The sequence below is a fragment of the Longispora urticae genome (assembly GCF_053902585.1).
Genome location: NZ_JAQZSH010000028.1, coordinates 97,595 through 118,560 on the forward strand (window position 1 = coordinate 97,595; position 20,966 = coordinate 118,560).

Annotated in this window: 25 protein-coding genes; 9 read left to right on the top strand and 16 right to left on the bottom strand. The window is 74.7% G+C overall.

The window, feature by feature from the left end; genetic code table 11:
- Positions 1-28 precede the first annotated feature (28 nt).
- From PT931_RS18395 to PT931_RS18440, 10 genes are all read right to left on the bottom strand, one after another.
- Positions 29-571 carry a MerR family transcriptional regulator gene (locus PT931_RS18395; protein WP_363722636.1) on the bottom strand — a complete coding sequence of 181 codons (543 nt, stop codon included), beginning with the start codon at positions 569-571 and terminating at the stop codon, positions 29-31.
- 251 nt (positions 572-822) lie between these two features.
- Positions 823-1,284, bottom strand: a complete 462-nt coding sequence (locus tag PT931_RS18400; protein WP_363722638.1) for a bifunctional nuclease family protein — start codon at positions 1,282-1,284, stop codon at positions 823-825.
- 62 nt (positions 1,285-1,346) lie between these two features.
- Entirely contained in the window at positions 1,347-1,994 is a 648-nt protein-coding gene (gene ftsR / locus PT931_RS18405; RefSeq protein ID WP_363723330.1) for a transcriptional regulator FtsR, read from the bottom strand.
- Between the two features lie 53 nt (positions 1,995-2,047).
- Positions 2,048-2,497: an oxoglutarate dehydrogenase inhibitor Odhl gene (gene odhI / locus PT931_RS18410; RefSeq protein WP_197002424.1), complete on the bottom strand. Its 450-nt coding sequence runs from the start codon at positions 2,495-2,497 to the stop codon at positions 2,048-2,050.
- A 59-nt stretch (positions 2,498-2,556) separates the two neighbouring features.
- Entirely contained in the window at positions 2,557-2,937 is a 381-nt protein-coding gene (gene gcvH / locus PT931_RS18415; protein ID WP_456246957.1) for a glycine cleavage system protein GcvH, read from the bottom strand.
- Between the two features lie 16 nt (positions 2,938-2,953).
- Positions 2,954-3,805 carry a DUF881 domain-containing protein gene (locus tag PT931_RS18420; protein ID WP_456247116.1) on the bottom strand — a complete coding sequence of 284 codons (852 nt, stop codon included), beginning with the start codon at positions 3,803-3,805 and terminating at the stop codon, positions 2,954-2,956.
- Between the two features lie 161 nt (positions 3,806-3,966).
- Complete coding sequence (locus PT931_RS18425; RefSeq protein ID WP_363722644.1) at positions 3,967-4,299, bottom strand: small basic family protein; 333 nt, start codon at positions 4,297-4,299, stop codon at positions 3,967-3,969.
- Complete coding sequence (locus PT931_RS18430) at positions 4,296-5,243, bottom strand: DUF881 domain-containing protein (protein ID WP_456246958.1); 948 nt, start codon at positions 5,241-5,243, stop codon at positions 4,296-4,298. The genes PT931_RS18425 and PT931_RS18430 overlap by 4 nt, the downstream gene beginning before the upstream one ends.
- The gene (locus tag PT931_RS18435) at positions 5,240-5,842 is read right to left on the bottom strand and encodes a CDP-alcohol phosphatidyltransferase family protein (protein WP_456246959.1); all 603 of its coding nucleotides are present in this window, start codon (positions 5,840-5,842) and stop codon (positions 5,240-5,242) included. The genes PT931_RS18430 and PT931_RS18435 overlap by 4 nt, the downstream gene beginning before the upstream one ends.
- Positions 5,843-5,921: 79 nt before the next feature.
- Positions 5,922-6,317, bottom strand: coding sequence for a VOC family protein (locus tag PT931_RS18440; protein ID WP_456246960.1), 396 nt, complete (start codon positions 6,315-6,317; stop codon positions 5,922-5,924).
- A 190-nt stretch (positions 6,318-6,507) separates the two neighbouring features.
- On the opposite strand from PT931_RS18440, the gene PT931_RS18445 reads away from it, so the two are divergent.
- A complete protein-coding gene (locus PT931_RS18445; protein ID WP_456246961.1) occupies positions 6,508-6,822 on the top strand; it encodes a nuclear transport factor 2 family protein in 315 nt (104 codons plus the stop codon).
- 134 nt (positions 6,823-6,956) lie between these two features.
- Entirely contained in the window at positions 6,957-7,571 is a 615-nt protein-coding gene (locus PT931_RS18450) for a hypothetical protein (RefSeq protein WP_456246962.1), read from the top strand.
- Positions 7,572-7,792: 221 nt separating this feature from the next.
- Here the strand turns inward: PT931_RS18450 and PT931_RS18455 are convergent, their stop codons facing one another.
- Positions 7,793-8,401: a LysE family transporter gene (locus tag PT931_RS18455; RefSeq protein ID WP_456246963.1), complete on the bottom strand. Its 609-nt coding sequence runs from the start codon at positions 8,399-8,401 to the stop codon at positions 7,793-7,795.
- 69 nt (positions 8,402-8,470) lie between these two features.
- On the opposite strand from PT931_RS18455, the gene PT931_RS18460 reads away from it, so the two are divergent.
- The 4 genes from PT931_RS18460 to PT931_RS18475 all read left to right on the top strand — a co-directional run bounded on the left by PT931_RS18460 (position 8,471) and on the right by PT931_RS18475 (position 11,154).
- A complete protein-coding gene (locus tag PT931_RS18460) occupies positions 8,471-8,899 on the top strand; it encodes an Lrp/AsnC family transcriptional regulator (protein WP_456246964.1) in 429 nt (142 codons plus the stop codon).
- A gap of 168 nt (positions 8,900-9,067) precedes the next feature.
- Positions 9,068-9,793 carry an ATP-binding cassette domain-containing protein gene (locus PT931_RS18465; RefSeq protein ID WP_456246965.1) on the top strand — a complete coding sequence of 242 codons (726 nt, stop codon included), beginning with the start codon at positions 9,068-9,070 and terminating at the stop codon, positions 9,791-9,793.
- Positions 9,790-10,464 carry a hypothetical protein gene (locus tag PT931_RS18470; RefSeq protein ID WP_456246966.1) on the top strand — a complete coding sequence of 225 codons (675 nt, stop codon included), beginning with the start codon at positions 9,790-9,792 and terminating at the stop codon, positions 10,462-10,464. The genes PT931_RS18465 and PT931_RS18470 overlap by 4 nt, the downstream gene beginning before the upstream one ends.
- A gap of 51 nt (positions 10,465-10,515) precedes the next feature.
- Entirely contained in the window at positions 10,516-11,154 is a 639-nt protein-coding gene (locus PT931_RS18475) for a class I SAM-dependent DNA methyltransferase (protein ID WP_456246967.1), read from the top strand.
- Positions 11,155-11,160: 6 nt separating this feature from the next.
- Here PT931_RS18475 and PT931_RS18480 read toward each other — a convergent pair whose 3' ends face one another.
- Positions 11,161-13,290, bottom strand: a complete 2,130-nt coding sequence (locus PT931_RS18480) for a peptidoglycan DD-metalloendopeptidase family protein (RefSeq protein ID WP_456246968.1) — start codon at positions 13,288-13,290, stop codon at positions 11,161-11,163.
- Between the two features lie 190 nt (positions 13,291-13,480).
- Positions 13,481-15,175 (bottom strand): hypothetical protein, encoded by a 1,695-nt coding sequence (locus PT931_RS18485; protein ID WP_456246969.1) that lies wholly within the window; start codon positions 15,173-15,175, stop codon positions 13,481-13,483.
- Positions 15,176-15,381: 206 nt separating this feature from the next.
- Here PT931_RS18485 and PT931_RS18490 point away from each other — a divergent pair, with 206 nt between their 5' ends.
- The gene (locus PT931_RS18490; protein WP_456246970.1) at positions 15,382-16,458 is read left to right on the top strand and encodes a glycerophosphodiester phosphodiesterase; all 1,077 of its coding nucleotides are present in this window, start codon (positions 15,382-15,384) and stop codon (positions 16,456-16,458) included.
- Positions 16,459-16,534: 76 nt separating this feature from the next.
- Here PT931_RS18490 and PT931_RS18495 read toward each other — a convergent pair whose 3' ends face one another.
- From PT931_RS18495 to PT931_RS18505, 3 genes are read right to left on the bottom strand one after another with little or no spacing between them, the layout of a single operon-like run.
- The gene (locus PT931_RS18495; protein WP_456246971.1) at positions 16,535-17,566 is read right to left on the bottom strand and encodes a type III polyketide synthase; all 1,032 of its coding nucleotides are present in this window, start codon (positions 17,564-17,566) and stop codon (positions 16,535-16,537) included.
- Positions 17,560-18,702 (bottom strand): acyl-CoA dehydrogenase family protein, encoded by a 1,143-nt coding sequence (locus PT931_RS18500; protein ID WP_456246972.1) that lies wholly within the window; start codon positions 18,700-18,702, stop codon positions 17,560-17,562. Before PT931_RS18500 ends, PT931_RS18495 begins: the two co-directional genes overlap by 7 nt.
- Positions 18,699-19,367, bottom strand: coding sequence for a methyltransferase domain-containing protein (locus PT931_RS18505; RefSeq protein WP_456246973.1), 669 nt, complete (start codon positions 19,365-19,367; stop codon positions 18,699-18,701). Before PT931_RS18505 ends, PT931_RS18500 begins: the two co-directional genes overlap by 4 nt.
- On the opposite strand from PT931_RS18505, the gene PT931_RS18510 reads away from it, so the two are divergent.
- Entirely contained in the window at positions 19,315-20,235 is a 921-nt protein-coding gene (locus tag PT931_RS18510; RefSeq protein WP_456246974.1) for a UbiA family prenyltransferase, read from the top strand. The two genes, PT931_RS18505 and PT931_RS18510, sit on opposite strands and share 53 nt — an antisense overlap.
- Before the next feature lie 121 nt (positions 20,236-20,356).
- Complete coding sequence (locus PT931_RS18515) at positions 20,357-20,932, top strand: F0F1 ATP synthase subunit B family protein (RefSeq protein WP_456246975.1); 576 nt, start codon at positions 20,357-20,359, stop codon at positions 20,930-20,932.
- The last annotated feature ends 34 nt before the right edge of the window (positions 20,933-20,966 follow it).

The following is a 20,966-nucleotide window of genomic DNA, read 5'->3' on the forward strand; positions in this document are numbered from 1 at the left end:
TACTGCTCGGGGTTGAGCGGGCTGCGGTTCAGCTCGCGCTGCGGCGGGCCCGGCGGGCGGCCAGCTCGTCCGTGTGGGTGAGCGCGAGGGGCGCCGGGCGCTCGACCTCGGCCCGCACCGACGGGAGGTGGGCCAGGGTGCCCTGGATCTCCTTGAACGCGCCGCCGATCGCGATGCCGAACACGCCCTGGCCGCCCTGGAGCAGGTCCACGACCTCCTCCGGGGAACGGCACTCGTAGACCGTGGTGCCGTCGGAGATCAGCGTGATCCGGGCCAGGTCGTCGACCCCGCGGGAGCGCAGGGCGTCGACGGCCTTGCGGATGTTCTGCAGGGACACCCCGGCGTCCAGCAGGCGCTTGACGACCTTGAGGACGACCATGTCGCGGAACGAGTAGAGCCGCTGGGAGCCGGAACCGGCCGCCGGACGGATGCTCGGCACCACCAGGGTGGTGCGCGCCCAGTAGTCGAGCTGACGGTACGTGATGCCGGCGGCGGTGCAGGCGGTCACGCCCCGGTATCCCACGGAGCCGTCGTCGCCGAGCTCGCCACCGTCGAAGAGCACACCCTGCACGGGGTCGCCCGCGTGCTGGGACGTCCCGGTCTGGACAGGGTCCCCGGCGTCGGGAACTCCCGCTCCGGGCCCTTCAGAGAACCGCTCGTCCACTGCGACCACCTCCCCCGGCTTGTCGTGCCAACCGCCACGCTATAGCCCACATTGGGGATCGGGGTCCCAGGAACGAACGACACGCCGAAGCGATGTCCGTCACAGTCGGCGAGGCGCTCCCCGTGCCCAGTCAATCACAATGAGTGACTGGATGCGGGTCACTCGAAGTCCTCCGGATTGATCTGGTCGAGGAACTCCCGGAACTTCTCGACCTCGTCCTCCTGCGCGTCCGGAATGACGATCCCGGCCTCCGCGAGGACCTGCTCCGAGCACCGGATCGGGGCTTCGGAACGCAGCGCCAACGCGATCGCGTCACTCGGCCGGGCGGAGACCCGCACGCCCTCGCCGAGCACCAGGTCCGCGTAGAAGATCTGGTCCCGCAGCTCCGTGATCTCCACGGCCTGCAACGGGGCCTTCAACGCCGCCAGCACGTCCTTGAGCAGGTCGTGGGTCAACGGGCGCTGCGGTTTGACGCTCTGCTGCTCGTACGCGATCGCGGTGGCCTCCACGGCGCCGATCCAGATCGGCAGGTAACGCTCGCCACCGGCTTCCTTGAGAAGCACGATCGGTTGGTTGGTGGGCAACTCCACCCGCACCCCGACCACGTTCAACTCGTGCACGCCAGCCCTCATTTCCGCCCTGCCGGCGGCGCGCCGTCCGTACGCGCCGTCTCTATCTCAGGCTACCCGCCCGCGCTCCCCCGCAGACCTGCCTGCAACAGGGCGGCGTGCAGGCGCAGCGACAGGGCCGCCAACTCCCGCAACGTCTCCGCCGCGCGCGCCCGGGCCTCCGGACTGCGCTGCCGCGCCATCGGTGCCACCACCTGCTCGAACAGGCCGATCTCCCGGTCCGCCGCGCCCCGGAAGGCGCGCAGGTGCCGGGGTTCCAGGCCGTGCTCGCCGAGCTGGGCGACCACGGTCGCGACCTCCACGGCCTCCGGCTCGTACCGCCCGTCGGGGCGCGCGGCCAGCAGCCCGTACTGCTCGACGCCGCGCAGCCACTCCTCGTCCAGCCCGGTGCGCACCAGCAGCTCCGCCCGGGTGAGCAGCAGCTCGACGCCCGCGCGTTCGTCGGCCGTCACCAGCCGCAACGTCATCTCGTGCGCGCCCGCGTCGAGCTGCTCGCGGATCACCTTCAGCGGGAGGTACTGGTCGCGCTGCGCCGTCAGGATGAAGCGCAGCCGGACCAGGTCCCCCCACGAGTACTTCCGGTACCCGGAGGCGGTACGGCACGGCTCGACCAGGCCCTCCGTCTCCAGGAACCGGAGCTTGGAGATCGTGATGTCCGGGAAGTCCGCGCGGAGCTGGGAAAGAACTTCGCCGATGCTCATCAGGCCCTGAGCCTGAGCGCCGAGGTCCGCCGCCGCGGCGCTCCCGGACTTCGTCACGCCCCGCCGACCTCCTCGTCCGGGCGCGGACCGGCGATGAAGACCAGCCGGAACTTGCCGACCTGGACCTCGTCGCCATTGCTCAGCGTCACGGCCTCGACGCGCTCGCGGTTGACGTAGGTGCCGTTGAGGCTGCCCACGTCCCGGACGGTGAAGTAGCCGCCCTCCCGCTGGAACTCCGCGTGCCGACGCGACACGGTCACGTCGTCGAGGAAGATGTCGCTGTCGGGGTGCCGACCGCTCGTCGTCACATCGTGGTCGAGCAGGAAGCGCGCCCCGGCGTTCGGGCCGCGCCGGACCACCAGCAGCGCCGTGCCCGGGGGCAGGGAGCCGGAGACCCGGGCGGGCATGACCTCGTCGTCTGAGGCCAGCGCGTCATCTATCGCGCCGAGATTCAGGGTCGACGTCACATCGAGCGGGGGGTACTCGTCATCAGAACGTGTCATCGGACCACCTCACGGATCTGGCCAGGCGGGGCTGGGGCCCCGCCGACGTCTCACTACGGTCAGGACTGCTCGGTCAGCTTGCGGTACGCGGGGGCGTCGAGCAGTGAGTCCAGCACGGACGGATCGGTCGGCCTGATCTCCAGGAGCCAACCTTCGCCGTACGGGTCGGTGTTGATCAGATCCGGCGCGTCCGCGAGTGCCTCGTTGCGAGCCGTCACCGTACCGGACACCGGAGCATAAATCTCCGACACGCTCTTCGTCGACTCGACCTCGCCCGCGGAGTCTCCGGCGGCCAGCTCCTCGCCGGCCTCCTTGAGGTCGACGTAGACGATGTCGCCCAGCGCGTCCTGCGCGAACTGGGTGATGCCCACCCGGAAGGTGTCGCCGGTCGCGCGCACCCACTCGTGCTCGGCCGTGTAGCGAAGGTCCTCGGGAATCACCGTGCGTTCCTTTCGATCATGAGACAGGCCGAGCGTACTGGGGCGTGCTGACCTGCCGCAGCGCGGTCACCCGCACCACACCGGGCTCGTAGACAACGACGTTACCGTCAGCCCGCTTGACGGTGTCGACTACCCCGCCCGGGATGTTGAGCGCGGCTCGCATCGTCTGCGGGTCGCCGATCACGAGAATCGCGTACGGGGCGTCCAGTCTCGACCCGTCGACGTTGAGCCGGCCGCCGTCGTCCACGAAGTACGTCGACGCCGTGATCCGCACCGACGCGCCGTTCGCGCCGGTGATCTGCATGGCCTCGGCCCCGGCACCGCGAAGTTCCTCGATGGCGTCCAGGATCGTCGACGCCGGCACGGGCTTGCTGCCGACCGTCACCCGGATGTCCAGGCCGGGTCCCTGGGCGGGCAGGGTGCCGGCCAGGATGCCCAGTTCGTCGGCGCGGGCGCGCGCGGCGGCCAGCGCCGCCTCCTTGTTCTGCGCGCCGGAGGTCAGCTGCCGCTTGCTCTCCTCCAGTGCGGACAGCTCGGTGCGCAGCCGCTCCTGGCGGGAGTCCAGGTCGCCCAGGATCCGGACGAGGTCCTCCTGGCGGGCGCTGGACAGGCCCTCGTCGGTGGCGTTGCTGCGGACCTGGATGACGACGGCGAAGCCGACCACGGCGAGGAGGAGGGCGATCAGGGCGCCGGAGAGGCGGCGGCTCGTCGGGGAGCGGCCGGGGGTGTCCGGGGCGCCCCGGGCCGGCGGGCCGGGCTCCGGGTCGTCGGTGCGGGGCTCGGCGTCGATCGGCGGCGCCTCGGCGGTCGGAGCCGCGTCGGTGGGCGGCTCGGCCTCGGTATGGGGCTCGGACTCGGTCGGTCGCACCGGGGAGGTCGGTTCCGCGTCGGCGGTGGACCGCTCCGGGCCCGCCGCGGGAGCGGTGGACCCGGAGCCCCCGCGGGCGGCCGGGGACGGCTTCCGCCGGGGCCGGGCCGGGCCGCCGCCCGGAGGTGCCGTGCCCTCGACCGGTTCGTCGTCGGCCACGGTCAGGCCTTGAAGAAGTGTCGGCGGATCGCGGCCACGTTGCTGAAGATCCGCACCCCGAGGACGACCACGACGCCCGTCGCGAGCTGCCCGCCCACGCCCAACTGGTCGCCGAGGAAGACGATCAGGCCGGCCACCAGCACGTTCGACACGAACGAGATGATGAACTGCCGGTCGTCGAACATCTTGTTCAGCTTGGCGCGCAGGCCGCCGAACAGGGCGTCGAGCGCCGCGACCACGGCGATGGGCAGGTACGGCTGGAGCTCCACCGGGACGGTCGGCTTCAGGATCAGGCCCAACGCCACTCCGGCGATCAGGGCGAGCACCGCGATCAACGGCCACCTCCGGACGGGGTCGTGCTGGGTGTGGGACTCGGGCTCGGCGACGGTACCGGACGGGCCAGGCGCAGCTGCGGATCACCGGCGGCGGCGAACGTCATCCCGTCGGTCTCCTTCACCCCGAACACCAGGCCGTACTTGCCGGCCAGGGCGCGGAACTGCTTCGCGACCGGGGTGGCGTCGAACGTCCGGCGCATCGCGGACGGCCCGATCGCGGAGATCCGGTACGGACCGTCGACCGGTTTGAAGTCCACCAGGATCGCCCCGCCCGCCGCGCGGATCGTCGTCCGGCCGGAGATCCGCTGGTTGTTGATGGTGACGGCCTCCGCCCCGGCGTACCAGAGCGCGTTGACGATCTTCTGCAGGTCCCGGTCGTAGATCTTGCCGTCGCTGTTCTCGGCCTTCGGCTTGCCGGTCACCGGGTCCTTGGCGCTCTCGGCGTCACCCACGGTGACCACGATCCCGTCGCCCCGGACCCGGCCGAGCCCGGTGACCGCCTCGAGGTCGCGCAGGTACTTCGCGTCGCCGCCGGCCTCGCGGAACGCCTGGTCGCGCATGCCCGACACCTCGTCGCGGAGCTTCTCCGCGTCGGTCTCGAGCCGGTCGGCCGTGGCCTGGTCGCGCTTGACGTCGGCGACGAGCTTGTCGCGGGCCTGGGTGGTGGCGGGGGTGTCGGCGACGACCTTCAGGTACGCGACGGCCAGCAGGAAACCGATCGCGGCCAGGGCCAGCACCCGGCCGGCCACGCCGAGCGGGGTGTCGCGGCGGCCCTTCTCGGCGGCGTCCGCGTACCCCGGGTCCATCGAGTTGTTGAAGATCTCGGTGAGCAGGTCGCCGCCGAACTGCTGGCCCGGGGGCGCGGCCCGGGGCGGTTCGACCGGGGCGGCGGCCCGGGACGCGGCGATGTCGCGGCCGGACGGGGCCGGGTCGGCGGGGCTCATGCCCCGACCTCGGCGCGGGCCGCCCGGATCAGGCCGGCGATCTGCCAGAAGTAGAAGGCGGCGGCGAGCCAGTACAGCGCGAGGCCCCACAGGGCGGTCGCCCAGCCGGCCGCGTACGCCCAGGTGTGGGTCGTACCCGTCGTGGCGGCGGCCAGCAGCAGGGTCGGGAACGCCATCAGCAGCACGAACGTCGCGGTCTTGCCGACGTAGTGCACGGGCAACGGCGGGTAGCCGTACCGCCGGATCGCGAGCTGGCCGACGCCGAGGACGACCTCGCGGGCCAGCAGGCCGGCGGTGAACTGCCACGGCACGACGTCACGGACGGTGAGCGCGATCAGGGTCGCCAGGATGTACAGCCGGTCGGCCACCGGGTCGAGGAGCTGACCGAGGCGGCTGACCTGGCCCATCCGGCGGGCCACGTACCCGTCGAGCCAGTCCGTCGAGCCGCCGACCGCGAGGACCACGACCGCCGCGATGTCGTGGCGGTCCGGGCCGAGGAGCAGCCAGAGGAAGACGGGCACGCCGAGCAGCCGGAGGAAGGTGATGCCGTTGGCCAGGGTGAACGGACGCCACGGAACAGCACCGTGCTCCTGCGCCATGAGCCCTCCCCCGATGTCCGTCGGCCAGTCACCCCAGACTCTAGCCGGCCACGGGGCGCACGCTCCACGGCCTGGACGGTCATTCCCCCTGATAGGTACCGAAACTCCAGTAAACACCCTCGGGGTCGCGGACCGTGAAGCCCCGCGAGCCGTACTCCTCCTCCTTCAGCTCCCGGACCACGGTCGCCCCGGCGGCCAGGGCCCGGTCGAACAGGGCGTCCACGTCGTCGGCCACGACGTAGACCGAGCCGGCCCCGGCGGACAGGTCGCGGATCACGCTGTCGGCGCGGACCGAGCCGAGCATGACGCCGCCCCCGGCCGGCCAGCGCAGTTCGGCGTGCCCGATCGAGTTGGGCTCGGCCCCGGGGTACCGGGCGGTCTCCACGAAGCCGAACGCCCGGACCAGGAAGTCCAGGGCGGCGGGCGCGTCGGCATAGCGCAGGCCGGGCCAGACGCGGGTGGTGGTGTCAGTCATATCCGCAGGTTAGGGCTGGTCGGCAGGCCCGGTCCCGCACTATCGGGAACTGGGCACGGGACGACCCGGCCGCCGGCCGGCGCGGTGGCGGACCGGCGGGAACCGGGGCGGATCTTCGGCGCCGTTCCCGTGCTCCGGACCCCCGTGATCCCGCACAATCGGGAGAAAGGACACCAGCACGGGGGTACGCATGGATCTCGACAGACTGACCGACCCCGTGGTGCGCGGCGTGGTCGAGGCGATGGTCGAGGGCGACCGGGACGCGTTCCTGGCGGCCTTCGCGCCCGGGGCCGAACTCACCGACGACGGCCAGCCCCAGTCCCTGGCCGCGTGGGCGGACCGGGAGATCTTCCGCTTCCACGGGCGGCTGCACGTGGACCGCGAGGAGGGCGGCGGACGGCACCTGACGGGGACGTTCCACTCGGACCAGTGGGACATGCCCACGTTCTGGCACTTCCAGCTGACGGACGGGCGGATCAGCCGGCTGGACGTGGGGGCGCTCTGACCGGGCGGGGCGGACCGCGCCGCGCCGAGCGGGCTCCCCGCCGGCCGGGGGTCCGGAGAACACGTCGCGCGGACCGGACCTCCCGCCGGCCGGAGTCCGGAGGAATTGTCAGACCCTGATGTCACCCTGGGCGCATGGCTGAGAACGCAGCACTCGCCGCCGATGCCGAAGACGTCGGCCGCACCCTGCCGCTCCGCGACGTCCGGATGCGCCTGCCGCACCTGGCCGCGCTCGCCCGGGCCGCCGGGCAGGTGACGGTCATCGTGGACGACCGCACGAACCAGCCGCTCGCGGCGCTCGTGCCGCTGGCGGTCGCGCGGGCGGCGGCCGTCCCCCGCGCGGACGACCGGCGGATCCCGGAGCTGGAGCGGCGGGTCGCCGTCGCCGAGGAGAGCGCCCGGACGGCGGCCGAGCACGCCCGGGCCGCCACCGGACAGGTGCGGGCGGCGGCCGAGGAGCTGCGGACCGTCCGGGAGTTGGCGGCGGCGGCGGGTGCCGACGTGCACGCGGCCCGGGAGCAGGCGCGCGTCACCGCCGAGCGGGCGGCGGCGAGTTCCGCCGGGTGGGCCCGGCGGTGCGAGACCCTGCGGGCCGACCTGCGGCGGCAGCACGGGGCCGAGCTGTCGGCGGCCCGCCGGGAGCTGGCCCGGGCCTGGGCGGAGCTGCACCGGGTGTGCCCGCCGGGGGCGGACCGCGAGGTGGACCGGTTGCGCGCGGCCCAGCACGACTTCCTCGACGACGTGGCCTGAGCGCCGGGGCCGGCCGGGTGCGCGCGCCGCAGGGTGGCAGGGCGGGCACGGCCTGCTGCGGTCCGTCCGGTCGGGCGTGGCACGCAGGGTCGCTGGCGCCGGTGTCCGTGACCGGCTGGTTGGACGCGGCCGGGTGCGCGCCGCAGGCGGGCACGGCCTGACCCGGTCCGTCCGGCCGGGCGTGGCACACAGGGTCGCCGGCACCGGGGGCACGTGACCGGCTAGCCGGACGTGGCCAGGAGCGCGGCGTAACAGAGGACGAGGCCGTTGCCCAGGATGTACGTCCAGCGCCGGGCCCTCGGACCCAGCCGGGCACCCGCCGTCGCCCCCACCATGGCCAGCCCCACCTGCCAGACCAGCGACGCGAGCAGCACCCCCGCCACGAACGCGCCGAGCAGCGCCCCGCCGCCGATCCGACCCCGGAGGGCCGCGGCGAGGGCCACGAAGTACACCATCGTGGTGGGGTTGACCGCGGTCAGGCCGACGAACCGGAGGAAGATCCGCGAGGCCGGCGGCTCCGGGGCCGGTCCGCTCTCGGGGCGGCGCAGCGCCAGCAGGCCACGGACGGCCACCACCGCCAGGACCAGGGCCGCGCACCACCGGACCGGGCGCTCGTGTCCGGCGAGTACCCCGCTGACCACCGAGCCGGCGAGGACCGCGCCCGCCGCGAACGCCCCGTCCACGCAGGCCACGGCCGCCGCCGCCGCGAGGCCGCGCCGCCAACCGAGCATGCCCTCCTTCAGCAGCAGTACCCCGACCCCGCCCAGGGGCACCGCCACACCCAACCCGGCGGCTCCGCCCGCCACCGCCATCGACCACCATGCGCTCATGGCCCCACTATCGGGCGGGCCACCGCCGGAGTGCTCGCGGATATCGGCGGATCCTGCGAGAATCGCGGTGTGGACGCCACAGACCGCGAGATCCTCGACGCCCTGCAGGAGAATGCGCGGATCTCCTACCACGATCTGGGTCGCCGGGTCGGGCGGAGCGCCAACGCGGTGGCCGACCGGGTGCGCAAGATGCGGCGTACCGGCCTGATCCGGGGTTTCACCACCCTGGTCGACCGGGCCGCAGTCACGGACTCCGGGCTGGTCATCCTCATCGACGCGCGACTGCGGCCGGAGACGACGGCCGAGAGGTTCGAGCACGCGGTGGTGCGGCTGCCCGGGGTCACCGAGGTCATCCACGTCACCGGGGACAGCGACTACCTGATCCGGGCCAGGGTGCCCGACACGGCCACCCTGGACGCGCTGATCCGGGCGCTGAAGGACACCGCGGGGGTGGCGCACACGAGTACCCGTCTGGCGTTGCGGGTCGTTCTGGACTGAACGCCGGCGGAGCGGCACCCGGCGCGGCCGAGCGGCGGACGAGAACCCGGTGATCCGCCCGGCGCCGCGCCGACGGCCCCCGGGCCGATCCGTGGGCGGCGGCAGTGTCCACAGGGGTCGCCGATCGCGGGGCGGAAACAGAGCGGTTTCGGGGGTACTGTCGGGCGAATGCTGCTCGACCATGTCAGCGTCCGCTACGCGCGCTCCGGCCCCTGGGTCCTCGACGGCGTCTCGGTCACCGCGCGCCCCGGTGAGGCCGTCGTCGTCCTCGGCCGCAACGGCGCCGGCAAGTCCACCCTGCTCACCGTGTGCGCCGGGGTGCTCCGTCCCGACCGGGGCCGGGTCGCCGACCGGCCGCCCGTCGTCGGCTGGGTCCCCGAACGCTTCCCCGCCGCCCAACCGTTCACCGCCCGGGAGTACCTCGTCGGCGCGGGCCGGATCCGGGGACTCGGCGCGGACGCGGCGGGGCGGGCCGTCGCGCACTGGGCGGAGCGGCTGCATCTCGGCGCGTTCCTGGACGTGCGGCTCGGCCAGCTGTCCAAGGGGTCCGCGCAGAAGGTCGGGCTGGCCCAGGCGCTGCTCGTGCCGCCGGGGCTGCTGGTCCTCGACGAACCCTGGGAGGGCCTGGACGCGGTGGTGCGCGCCGAGATCCCCCTGATCGTCGGCGAGGTCGCCGGGGCCGGCGGGATCGTGCTGGTCAGCGACCACCGGGGCGAGATCGCCCGGCTCGCCGTCGCCCAGCGCTGGACGGTCCGCGACCAGGGGGTGCACCCCGACGGGGACGATCCGGCGCGGTGCGTGATCGAGATCGAGGTGCCCGCCGCCGACGCGGCCGGTACGGTGTCCGCCCTGCGCGCCCAGGGCCACGACGTTCTGGGGGTACGACCGCGATGATCCCGCTGATCCGCACCAGACTCACCGGGTACGTGCGCAGCCAGGTCGCCCTCGGCCCCCTGCTCGGCGCGCTCGTCGTCTACGGCCTGATCTACAGCGGCGGGGCGGCCCCGGCGGCGAACTCGTTCGGGGCGTCCGCGCTGGCGCTGTTCGGGCTGCTCGCCTGGCAGACCAAGGCCCTGCTGGACGTCGAACCGGACGGGCAGCGGTACCTGACCAGGATCGCGGTCGGCGCGCGCCGGGAGGGGGCGGCCGGGCTGCTCGCGGCGCTGGGGGCCGGGCTGGCACTCATCCCGCCGCTGCTCGCCGCGCCCCTGGTCCTCGGGCTGGTCACGCTGCCCGACGGGCTCGGGCCGGCGATCGGCGTGGGCCTGTGGACGCACCTGTTGGCGGTGCCGCCGGCCGTGGCGCTCGGGGCGTGGGCGAGCCGGGCGGTGACCCGCAGCGTCGGACTGGGCGTCCTGGTCCTGGTCGGCGGGGTGACGCTCGCGCTGATCCTCGGCCGGAACGGGTCACCGGTGGCGTTCCTGGTGCCGCCGGTGATGGCCGCCGCCCGGGACGCGGCCCACGGTGCCGGGCCGGGCACGGTCGGGGTGACGCTCGGTCACATGGTGGCGTGGACGGCGGTGGCCGTGGCGGGGTACGCGCGGGCCCGGGTCCGCAACGCGTAGCCGGCACGGAATCCCCCGGGATGCTGTGCCGGCGCGCGCTACGGTCTCCTGATGACCTGGTTGAACGACACCCGCGCCTCGTACGACACCATCGCGGCGAACTATGCCGACGAGACCCGCGACCTGCTCGACCGGCTGCTGTACGTGCGCGCGGGGGTCGTGCTGTTCGCGGAGCTGGTGCGCGCGACCGGCGGCGGGCCGGTCGCCGACATCGGCTGCGGGCCGGGGCACACCACGGCGTTGCTGCGGGAGCTGGGCGCGGACGCGTTCGGGATCGACCTGTCCCCCGAGATGGTCGGGATCGCCCGCCGCGAGCACCCGGACGCACGGTTCGAGGTCGGATCGATGACCGACCTCGACCTCGGCGACGACGCCCTCGCCGGGGTGCTCGCGTGGTGGTCGCTGATCCACATCCCGGACGAGGCGGTGCCGGGCGTGCTCGGCGGGTTCCACCGTGTTCTGCGGCCGGGCGGGGTGCTGGCCGTGGGCTTCCACGTCGGTGACACCGCGGCCGGGCGGGACGACCCGACCCGGCACGCGGACGTGCACTACCGCACACCGTCCCGGGTGGCCGACTGGCTCCGGGATGCGGGGTTCACCGTGGAGGCGCAACACCTGCTGCGGCCGGACGACCCGACCCCCGGGGCGATCCTGTTCGCACGCCGACCCGGGGTCAGCACCGCGGCGTGAGGACGCTCAGTTCAGCGGGACGCCGTGGCCCCGGAGCCAGCCGATCGGGTCGGTGGTCGACGCGTTGTCGCGGCCGCCGCCCAGGTGCACCTCGAAGTGCAGGTGCGGGCCCGAGCTGTTGCCGCTGGTGCCGACGTGGCCGAGGACCTGGCCGGCTGCCACCTGGTCGCCGACCTTCACCTCGGGCCTGCGGAGCATGTGGCAGTAGCGGGTGAGGACCCCGTCGGCGTGTTCGACGTCGACGTACCAGCCGCAGCCGCTGACCGCGACCGAGCCGTCCACGTCGCAGCCGTAGTCGCGGCCGCCCTGGGTCGCGTCGCACGCGGCGGTGCGCACGATCCCGGCCGCGGCGACCCGGATCTGCGCGCCCCGGGCCGCGCCGAGGTCGACGCCGTGGTGGTCGGGGCGGGAAGGCTGTAGGTAGCCCGAGGTGATCGCGGCGTTGACGGGGGCGACCCACGCGCCGGTGGCGCACTCGACACCGGCCAGGCCGAGCACCAGCTGCGCGGCGGCGGCCTCGTGCCGGGCGTAGGCGTCCGGGTACGCGCTGCGCTGCACCGTCTGGGCGGCGACCGTGACCTGCATGTCCTGCCAGCCGGGCACCTTGAGCAGGGCGCGGAAGAACTTCTCCGCCGCGTACTCCGGGGTCATGACCTGGCTCGGGGTGCCCCAGCCCGTGGCGGGACGCTGCTGGAACAGGCCCAGGGAGTCGTGGTCGTAGCCGACGCCCTGGTTGGCCATCGTCAGCGACTCGGGGTAGGCGACGTTGGCCAGGTTGCGCAGCGACGACTCCTGCATCGCGGTAGCAACCCCGATGACCAGGCCCTTTTCGGGTACGCCGAGCCGGCGCCCCACGGCCACGATCGTCGCCGCGTTCGCCGACTGGGCCGGGGACAGCCCCTGCCGGGAGCCGGCCGGGGCCGCCGCCAGACACAGGGTGAACGGCACGGCCGTGAGGACCGGCGCGGGCTGCCGGCCGGCCTCGACCCGCAGCAGCTCGACCTTCTTGTCGGCGGCGATCCGGGTGTCCTCGGCCGACTTCGCGGCGGCGGCACTGAGCAGCGCCTTGTCCTTGGCGGCGGCCAGCGCGGCCTCGTCGGCGGTGAGCTTGTCCTCGGCCGTCTTCAGCTTCGCGGCCAGTTCGTTCGTCCGGCTCACCGACGTGTCGGGCGCGAACTGCCGCAGGTCCTGGTAACCGGCGCCCTTGTACAGGCGGGTGACCTCGTCGTTGAACGCGGTCCGGAGCTGGTCGCGGGCGGTGCGGCTCTCGGTGACCGTCGTCTCGGCGGCGGTGACGGCGGCCGCGTCGGCGGCGGCGATCTGGGCGGCGGCGGTCGCGGCGGTCTTCGCCTCGTCGGCGGCCCGGACGGCGGCCTCCAGGGCGAGCTGCGCGGCGGTGGTGTCCTGGGCCAGGGGCGGCTGGGCCGGCACGAGCGGGGCGGGGCGCGGGGCCGGGGGCTTCGGCGGGACCGGGTCCGGCTCACTCGGCGTGGTCGGGCCGGGCCTGGTCGGGCTGGGCTGCGGGGTCGGGCGTGCCGACTCGGACGGGGTCGGCGCCGGGCCGGGGGTCCCGGAGGGGGTGGGGCCCGAGGGCGTGGGGCGGGGCGTGCCGGACGGCGTGGGGCCCGGGGTGCCCGACGGGGAGGGGCTGGGGCCGGGAGTCGGGCCGGCGGTCGGGCTCGGTACCGGTGTGGGGCTCGGGGTGTTCGCGGGCTGCCCGGTCGTGGGGGGTGCGGTCGGGACGCCCGAGCCCGGTGGTGTGGGGTTCGGGGACGGTTGCGGCGCGTCCGGGGTGGGGGTCGGAGCGGGGGCCGCCGGAGTCGGGTCGGTCGCGGCCGGGGTCTCCACGGCGGGGGCCGGGGTCGGCTGCGGGGCCGGGTCGGCGGTGGCGGGGTCCGTGGCGACGGGCGCCGGATCGACGGTCTGCGGCTGGCTCGGCTCCGGTGCGGCCGGCTGCTCGGCCGGAGCCGGGTCGTCGGCGGGCCGCGGCTCGACGGGAGCCGGGGTGGCCGCGTCGCCGACCGCCGGATCCGCCCAGCCGGGGGTGGGGGCCAGACCGATTGCGAGTGCGAGCGTGGTCGCCACCCCGAGGGTCCATCGCCGGACGCTCGCCCGGGGACCGCTTCTCTCCGCCATGCCGGTGTCCTCGCAGCTACATCAGCAGGTGCTAGCAAACGTCCATCTCACCGTAGAGGGGGCGCGACGGGCACGGCAATGCCTGTAATCGACTCAAATCAACAACAAAACGAAGTTGATTTGTCCGATTGCTCATCGGCGTCACGGTCGGTTCACCCATGGTGTTCTCAGTGTGACGCACAGCACAGGATCAGGCGGGCCGACCGACGACCTGGACCGCCCGGCCCTCCCGGGAGGCCCGCACGGCAGGGAGGGCCGCCGGTTGGGTGGGGTACGGGCCGAGGGTCACCGATCTGTCCCCGGCCCGACCGGCCAGCTCCAACCGGTCCACTCCCCGACTCGCCGCCGCGACGGCCGACCAGGAGCCCGACGGGGCCCGCCACCAGGTGACGGCGGCCAGGTCGGGGACCCGGCGGGTGCACAGGGCGGTGTCGGTGGCGGTGTCGACGGGGCGGACCTCGGTGCCGCTGAGCAGCAGGACCGTGATCGCGCTGCCGCCGGACGCGTCGTCCCCGCGCAGGCACAGCCACCGGCCGGTCCGGCCCTCGGGCAGCGGGGTCACGGCGAACTCCCAGAGCGTGAGGGTCCGGTACCGGGCGCCGGCCGGCAACCGGCAGCCCGCCTGCGCCCAGGCCGCCACCGCCCCGGGGCTGTCCAGTTCGTGCGGCCGGGCGACCGGGTTGGGCAGCTCCGAGGGCAGGTACATGGCGTGGGCCGGGGCCACTCCGCCCCCGTCGGTGACGGTGAGCGCGGTGGCGGTCGGGGACGTGGCGGTCAGCCGGAGCAGGGGGCCCCGGCCGCACGGGCCGACGTCGGACACCTTGGCCGTGACGCCCCCGGTGACCGGGACCGGGCGGCGTTCCCCGGTGGCCGTGAGCTGCTCGACCTTGGAGATCCAGGGCGCGACCGCGTACCGGCCGGGGGTCAGGGTCAGCGCGCTGGAGCCGTACACGTCGTCGTCGCCGACCGGGCTCACGTCCAGCGCCCCGGTGCCGGCCGTGTACCGGGCCAGCCGGGAGCCGTCGGTCAGGACCACCACGGCGGTGCCGTCCACGTTCCCGGCGTACAGCAGCTGGGCGGCGCCGACCTGCCAGCGGGTGACGGCCTCGGCGACCAGGGAGGTGTCGGCCCGCCGGTCCCCCGTCGCCGGCCACACCACGAGCCGGGGCCGGCCCGCGCCCTGCCAGGCGGTGTCGGCGGCCCGGCGGACGGTCGGGGCGACCGGTTCGGTGGGCCGGACGACGGCCTCGGTCCGCACGGCCCGGTCCGGGACGAGGAAGCCGGACGCGGCCAGCAGGACGGCCACCCCGCCGAGGACGACCAGCGGGGCGCGCCGGGCCCGGCGGACCTGCGACGGGGCGGGCGCGGACAGCCGGGCGACGGCCGGGTTCATCGCCATGCCGTCGAGTACCCGTCGCTGTTCCTCCCGGTCGAGGTCCAGGGTGTCGGCGAGCGCGCGGGCTTCGGCGAGCACCCGGTCGACGTCGGGCACCCCGGCCGCGGTGAGGATCTCGTCGGCGGCCACGTCCTCGGCGGTGAGCAGCAGGTACCCGGCGCGCACCGCCGGCTCCGCCTCCGCGAGCCGGACGTCGACCGTGGCGTGCTCGATGCCGCCGATGAACGCGGTGGCCCGGGGGCGGGTCAGGCGCAGACCCCGGGCGCGGCGGCCCCCGACGGCGGTGCGCACGACCCGGGTGAGGAGGGCGGCGTACACCTCCTCGACGGTGCCCGCCGACGAGCGCCAGCGGTGCGCGGGGGCGGCGGCGGTGGCCACCCGGTGGGCACGGTCCCAGCGGGCGGCGTGGTTGCGCTGACCCGCGTCGATGACGTACGCGGCCCGCACCAGCCTGGTGTACCGCTCCACGAACACCGTGTCCCACCGCACCCGTGTACTCCCTCCGCCGCCAGCCCGACCATCACGGACAACGAGGCACCACCGGGACGGGCACGGGACCCCGGCGAGTGTGGCGCGTATTCGGTCGGCGTTCACCCGTGCTTCGGCGGCGCGTCGCCGGGGGCGCGTTGACTCCGCCCAGGTAGGACGAAGACACCCCTGGAGGAGCTGTGGCCGATCGTCGGCAGGTACTGCGCATGGGAGCGTTGGCGGCCGGTGCCGCCCTCGCGGCCCCGGTTCTGGCGTCGGAGGTGGCGTCCGCCGCCCCCGGCAAGCCGTCGAACCGGCCCCTCGTGATCGGCCACCGGGGCGCGTCGGGATACCGCCCGGAACACACCCTGGCCTCCTACGAGCTGGCCGCCCGGCTCGGCGCGGACTTCATCGAGCCCGACCTGGTGTCCACCTCGGACGGCGTGCTGGTCGCGCGGCACGAGAACGAGATCTCCGGCACCACGGACGTCGCGACCCGGCCCGAGTTCGCCGCCCGCAAGCGGACCAAGGTGATCGACGGGGTGACCGTCACCGGCTGGTTCACCGAGGACCTGACCCTGGCGGAGCTGAGGACGCTGCGCGCCGTGGAGCGGCTGCCCGCCGTCCGGCAGCGCAACACGATCTACAACGGCCTGTTCCAGGTACCGACGTTCCAGGAGGTCCTGGACCTGCAGGACCGGCTGTGCAAGGAGCTGCGCCGCGAGATCGGCGTGTACCCGGAGACCAAGCACCCCAGCTACTTCCGCTCGATCGGCTTGGACCTGGAGAAGCCGCTCGCCGAGGCGCTCCGGCACAACGGGCTGAACAAGCCGACCGCGCCGGTGTTCGTGCAGTCCTTCGAGGCGGGGAACCTGCGGGACCTGCACGACGTGCACAGGATCCGTACCCGTCTAGTGTTCCTGGCCGGTGCGGCGGGCGGCCCGTTCGGCGACGCCCGGACGTACTCCAGCTACCTGTCGCCCGAGGGCCTCCAGGAGCTGAGCCGGTTCGTGTCGGGCATCGGACCGGACAAGAACCGGGTCATCCCGCGCAACGCCGACGGCACGCTCGGCACGCCGACCTCGCTGGTCGCCGACGCGCACGCCGCCGGGATCGTGGTGCACCCCTACACGTTCCGGGCGGAGAACCAGTTCCTGCCGGCCGACTACCGCACGGGCACCGACCCGAACGCCTACGGGCGGGCGATCGACGAGCAGGTCGCGTTCCACAACGCCGGGGTGGACGGGCTGTTCACGGACATGCCGGACATCGGGGTACTGGCCCGGGACCTCGCGGGGCGCTGAGCGCGCGACCCATCTCCGCAGCGCCGGTTCCGCGCTGGACGGCGGCAGCTCCCCCGAGTTGCCGCCGTCCGGCGTCTCAGCCCACCCGGCGCAGCAGTCCCCCGTACAACGTCAGGCCCGGGCCGAACGCCGCCGCCACCACGGTCGACGCGCCCGCCGCGCGCAACGCCTCCAGCACCAGCAGCACCGTCACCGACGAGCAGTTGCCGTGCTCGCGCAGCACCCCCCGGGACGCGTCCAGCGCGCCCGCCGGCAGCCCCAGCCCCTTCGCGGCGGCGGCGAGGATGCCCGGCCCGCCGGGATGCAGCGCCCAGCCGTCCACGTCGGACCTGTCCAGCCCCCGGGCGCCGAGCAGCTCGTCGACCAGGGGCGCGATGTGCTCCTCCAGGACGTCGGGCACCCGGGGCGACAGGCCCATCCGGAACCCGTGGTCGGTGACCTCCCAGGTCATGTGGTCGGCGGTGGCCGGGTCGGTACGGGCGGCGAAGCCCTCGATCGCGTACCCCCGGCCGCCGGGCGTGACCACCACGGCCGCGGCGCCGTCGCTGAACAGGGCGTGCGAGACGATCTGGTCGACCTGGGTGGTGGGCGGCTGGACGTGCACGCTGGTCAGTTCGGCGCACAGCAGGACGGCCGGCCGGCCCGAGGCGGCCACGTAGTCGGAGACGGACGCCAGGCCCGGCAGCGCCGCGTAGCAGCCCATGTGCCCGATCGTCAGGCGGCGCAGCCCCGGGTCGAGGTCCAGGTCCCGGGCGAGCAGGATGTCCAGCCCCGGCGTCGTGTACCCGGTGCACGTGGCCACCGCCAGCAGCCCCAGGTCCCCGGGTTCCACGCCCGCGTCGGCGAGCGCGGCCACCACGGCGGATTTGCCGAGCGGGACGACCTCCGCCGCGTACCGCCGCATCCGTTCGCCCGTCGAGGCGCCCGAGAAGTCCTCGCCGATCGGGTTGAGCACGGTGTGCCGCTGGTCGACCCCGGCGTTGGCGAACATCCGCTTCGCCAGGGCCGAGCCGTTGAAGTGCCGGTGGAAGTAGCCGTGCCAGAGGTCCTCCTGGCTGGTGGCCGGCGGCAGGGCGACGCCGAGGCCGGCGACCGTGGGGATCACCATCGGCCCGGGTTCGGGTCGCCGCCGAGCGCCACGACGCCCAGCCAGTCGGCGCACACGTCGGAGGTGGCCGGTTGCAGGGAGCCGCACCGGGCGTCGCGGTACAGCCGTTCCAGGGGGTGGCCGCGCCGGGTGGCCGAGGTGCCGGCGGCCTCCAGCATCGAGGCGGCGACCTCGGCGGCTGTCGTGCCCGCGAGGAGCTTGGCGCGCCACACCCAGACGTTGGTCGCGTCGTCGCCGGGGGCGGCGTCCACCCGGCGGGCGGCCTCGGTGACGACGAGCGCGGCGGCGGCCACGGCGGCGTCGGCCCGGCCGATCCGGGCGCGCACGGCCGGTAGTTCGTGCAGGTTGCGCTCCACCAGGTGCGCCACGGCCGCGTCGATGGCCGCGCGGGCCACGCCCACGTAGACGGCCGCGTAGGAGGCGACCAGCCACTGGGGCATCAGCTGGGCGGCGAGCAGGGCCAGGCCCTCCAGGCCGCCGAGCAGCGCGTCCTCGCCGACCACGACGTCGAGGTGCAGGTCGTGGCTGCCGGTGGCCCGCATGCCGAGCGAGTCCCAGGTCTCCTCCACCCGCAGGCCCTCGCCCGCCGGCACCAGGAACTGCGACACCTCCTCGCCGTCGCGGGCCGCCACGAGATAGGCGTCGGCGTGACCGGCCCCGGAGACGAAGGTCTTCGACCCGGTGATCCGGAAACCCCCCTCCACTCTGGTGTACGAGGTGGTGAGCTTCGACAGCCGCGAACCCGCGCCCCGTTCGCTCATCGCCACCGCGTACAGCGCGCCCCCGGCCGCGCCCGCCAGGATCCGGTCCCGGGCCTCGAAGTAGGACTCGGGCGCGCCCAGGGCCCTGACCAGGGAGTCCGGGGTGTGCGCGAGCGCGCCGGTGACCGAGGCATGCATGTTGAACACCAGCGCCGTGGCCCCGTTGCCCCGGGCCAGTTCGGTCGCCACCGCCGCGTACTCCGCGAAGCCCGCACCCAGGCCGCCGAGCCGGGCCGGCACCATCAGGCCGAGCAGCCCGGCGGCGCGCAGGTCCGCGAAGTCGGCGGCCGGGAACGCCCCGGACGCGTCGTGCTGGGCGGCCCGGGGCGCGAACCCCCGGGCCAGCCGTTCGGCGGTACGGACGAGATCGGTCACGACTTGACTCCTCTTCCCTGGTACAAGACGGCGGTCGTGAAGGTGGGGACCATGGGCACCGGGCCGGGGTCCCCGGCGGCGCGGCGGACGAGCCCGGCGACGGACGGCCGGATGCCGCGCACCTCCAGCTCGACGCCGTGCGCGGCGCACAGCGCGACCAGGCGGGCCGGGTCGACGAGCAGCGCCGGGTCGTGCACGCCCCGCGGCGCGCCGCCGACCCGTTCGGCGAGGGTGATCGCGACCAGCCGGCACAGCGCCGTGTCGGCGAGGGTGTCGAGGACCAGCGTCCCGCCGGGGCGCAGCGCCCGGCACGCCTCGGCGACGGTGGCCGGCAGGTCGGTGACGTGTTCGAGGATCTCCCCCGCGCTCACCACGTCGGCGGACCCGGATCGGACCGGTAGGCGGGACACGTCCGCGCGGACCGGCGCCATCCCGTGCCGGCCGGCGTGGTCCAGGGCGCTGGACACCAGGTCGAAGCCCACGTGCCGGTAGCCCTTGCCGGCCACGTGCGGGGCGAGCAGGCCGCCGCCGCAGCCCAGGTCGAGGAGCACCGCCCCGGGCCGGGTCGCGGGCGGGACCAGCCGGGCCCTGGCGGCGGCGAGCCAGTGCAGCATGGCGAACACCCCGGCGGGTTTCCACCACTCGTCGGCGAGGTCGTCGTACATTCCGAGGTCGTTCGGGGGGCGACGCACCCGTCCAGAGTGGCACGCGGGGGGCCCGGGGCCCACACTATCGGGTGTGTCTCCCCTGATCCGTGCCTGCCATCCTGAGCCCACCCTCGCCGTCACGCTGGTCACGGCCCTGCTCGGGGTGAACGTCGGGCTCGGCTGGGCGGGGGTGGCGGCCGTCGCCGTGGCGATGCTGGCCAGCCAGCTGTCCGTGGGCTGGGGCAACGACTGGCTCGACGCCGACCGGGACGCCCGGGTCGGTCGGACCGACAAGCCCGTCGCGGCCGGCCAGGTGTCCCGGCGGACCGTCGGGATGGCGGCGCTGGTCGCGGGGCTGGCGACCGTACCCCTCGCGTTGCTGTCGGGGTGGCGGGCGGCGGCCGTGCTGACCCTGGCGCTGGTGTCGGCGTGGCTGTACAACGTGCCCCTCAAGCGGACCGTGTTCTCCCCGGTGCCCTACCTGGTGTCGTTCGCGGCACTGCCCGCGTTCGTGGTGCTCGCCGGGTCCGGCACGCCGCCGTGGTGGCTGATGACGGCCGGCGGGCTGCTCGGGTTCGGCGCGCACTTCGCCAACGCGCTGCCCGACCTGGCCGACGACGTGGCCACCGGGGTCCGGGGGCTGCCGCACCGGATCGGGGCGCCGGCCAGCCGGGTACTCGCCGCCGTCGGGCTGTTCGCGGCCTCGGCGGTGCTGGCGTTCGGGCCGCCCGGGCCGCCGACGTGGTTCGGCCTCGCGGTGACCGGCACCGCCGCCGTGGTCCTGTCCCTCGGGTTGTACGCCGGGCGGGTCCCCGGGTCCCGCGCGGCCTTCCGGGCGGTACTGGCCGTGGCGCTCGCGGACGTGCTGCTGCTCCTGGTGTCGTAGCGTGCCGGGATGCCTCCTCTTCGTGGTGTTTCGCGGGTCAATTTCCGGTAGGTGTCCCCGCGTCCGGTCCCGGCGCCGCACGCACTAGCATCTTCGCCATTGACTCGTCCCGATTGGAGCGATGGTCGTGCCCCTCGCCGCCGACACCGTCCGGGAACTCCTCGGCCCGCTGTACCCGGAACCGGCCGAACTGATCGTCGGCGCGCTGTCGTTCGGGCTGCTGTGCTGGGTGCTGCTGCGCTGGGTCCTGCCCCCGGTCGCGCACATCGCCGAGATCCGGGAGCTGGTCATCGAGGGCGAGTTCGCCTCCGCCGCGCAGACCCGGGCGGAAGCCGACGGGGTGCGCCGGGAACGCGACCGGGTGCTCGCCGACGCCCGGTCCGAGGCGCGGCAGATCCGGGGGTACGCGGCGGCCCTGGCGTGCGCCGAGCGGGACCGGGTGCTGGCCGGCGCGGTGGTCGAACGGGACCGGGTGCTCGCGGAGGGCGGGGAGCGGCTGCGGCGGGAGTACGAGGCCGTGCGGCGGGAGCTGCTCGATGTCCAGCTGCCCCGGATCGCGGCGGAGCTGGCGGCCCGGGTGATCGGGGAGCCTGTGCCGGTGCCCGGGGTGGCGGCGGCGCCCGTGCCGGAGCAGCGCCACCTGTCGGACGCACCGACCCGGGCGGGCGGGACGCCGTACCCCTCCGATCGGGGTTGATCCGGATCTGGCCCCGGATGGCTACCTGCGAGTA